Origin of the sequence: Stenotrophomonas sp. 2YAF22 (genome assembly GCF_052114665.1) — a bacterium.
GTDB lineage: Bacteria > Pseudomonadota > Gammaproteobacteria > Xanthomonadales > Xanthomonadaceae > Stenotrophomonas > Stenotrophomonas indicatrix.
Genome location: NZ_JBFRFE010000766.1, coordinates 1 through 1,720, shown reverse-complemented (window position 1 = coordinate 1,720; position 1,720 = coordinate 1). Strand labels below are relative to the sequence as shown.

Below are 1,720 nucleotides of genomic sequence, written 5' to 3'. Positions count from 1 at the left end.
GCAGTGGCTGTGGGGCGCGGCGCGCGCGGCAGCGCCACCGAAGCTGTGGCGATGGGTGACAACGCCTCGGTCAGCGGTTCCGGCGGCGTTGCCCTCGGCGGTTCGTCGCAGGTTACGGCTGCCGGTGCGGTGGCGATCGGCCGTGCATCGGTCGCCAACCGTGAAGACACGGTGTCGGTCGGCAGCACCACGTTGCGCCGCCAGGTCGTCAATGTTGCAGCGGGTACGCAGGCCAACGACGCGGCCATCGTGCAACAGCTGCGTGCCGGTGTGCAGGCGCTGGGTGGCGGCGCCGATGTTGCTGCCGACGGCAGCATCACCGCGCCCAGCTACGTGCTGGGCCATGGCGGCACCCACACCACCGTCGGCAGCGCGCTTGAGGCGCTGGACGACGGCCTGACCACCACTACGACCACCCTGAACCAGCTGAGCACTTCGCTCCAGAACGGCACCGTGGGCCTGGTGCAGCAGGCGGCGCCGGGTGCCGACCTGACCGTGGGCGCCAGCACCGACGGTGCGGCGGTGGACTTCAACGGCACTGCCGGGGCGCGTCGCCTCCGTGGCGTGGCCGATGCGACGGCGGCCGACGAAGCCGTGACGCTGGGTCAGCTGCAGGCATCCTCGGCGTCGGTGGCCGATGCGATCGGCGGTGGCAGCGCTGTCGATGCGCAGGGGCGCATCGGTGCACCGACCTACACCGTGGGCGGCAGCAACTACGGCAACGTGGGTGATGCATTGACTGCGCTGGACGGTCGTGTCGGCAGTACCGGCCAGGATCTGGTTGACCTGCGCGACGCGCTGAATGCAGGGAGCCGCTATTTCAAGGCGGACGGTTCGGGCGTGGCCGATGAGGCGGCTGCAACGGGTTCGGGCAGCATCGCCGCGGGTGCCAGCGCCGCCGCGAGTGCGGCACAGGGTGTGGCCATCGGCTGGGGCGCACATGCAAGCAATGGCGACGGCGCTATCGCACTGGGTGCGAATGCGCGTGCCACGGGTGAGAATTCGGTGGCTCTGGGTGCTGAGGCGGTAGCAGACCGCGACAACGTGGTGTCGGTTGGCTGGGGCATGGGTGGTAACGGCACCCGCCAGGTCATCAACGTGGCCAACGGTACCGAGGCCGCAGATGCGGTGAACGTGCAGCAGCTGCATCCGGTCATCGAGGGCCTGGGCGGCGGTGCGGCGCACAACGCGTCGACCGGCACCGTGACCGGCCCGCGATACAGTGTGCAGGGCCAGACCTTCGACAACGTCGGCGATGCGCTGTCCTCGGTTGATGGTGGCCTGACCGTGATCGACGGACGTGTGACCCGCAACGAAGGCGATATCACCCAGCTGCGTCAGCAGCTGGTGGAACTGGGCAATGGCGAAGCCGGCCTGGTGCAGCAGTCCGCTGCGGACGCTGCAGTGACGATCGGCGCAGGTACCGGTGGCACCGTGGTGGATCTGCGCGGTACCGACGGCGAACGCCAGCTCAAGGGTGTGGCTGCCGGCACCGATGCCGGTGATGCGGTGAACCTGGGCCAGCTGAACTCGGCCGTCGATGACCTTCGCGCCACCGGCAACCGCTATGTGCGGGTCGATGGTGCGGGCGATGGCAGTGATGACGCGCAGGCCAACGGGCAGGGTGCGATGGGGGTTGGAGCATCGGCCCAGGCCAATGGTGCGGGCAGCGTGGCGTTGGGCCAGGGGGCGGTGGCGCAGGCTGACAACAGCGTGGCGC

1 pseudogene is annotated in these 1,720 nt (G+C 69.6%); it reads left to right on the top strand.

Features of this window, described 5'->3' with window-relative positions:
- Positions 1–1,720 (top strand): annotated as a pseudogene (locus AB4Y84_RS20910) (hypothetical protein); the annotation flags it as partial.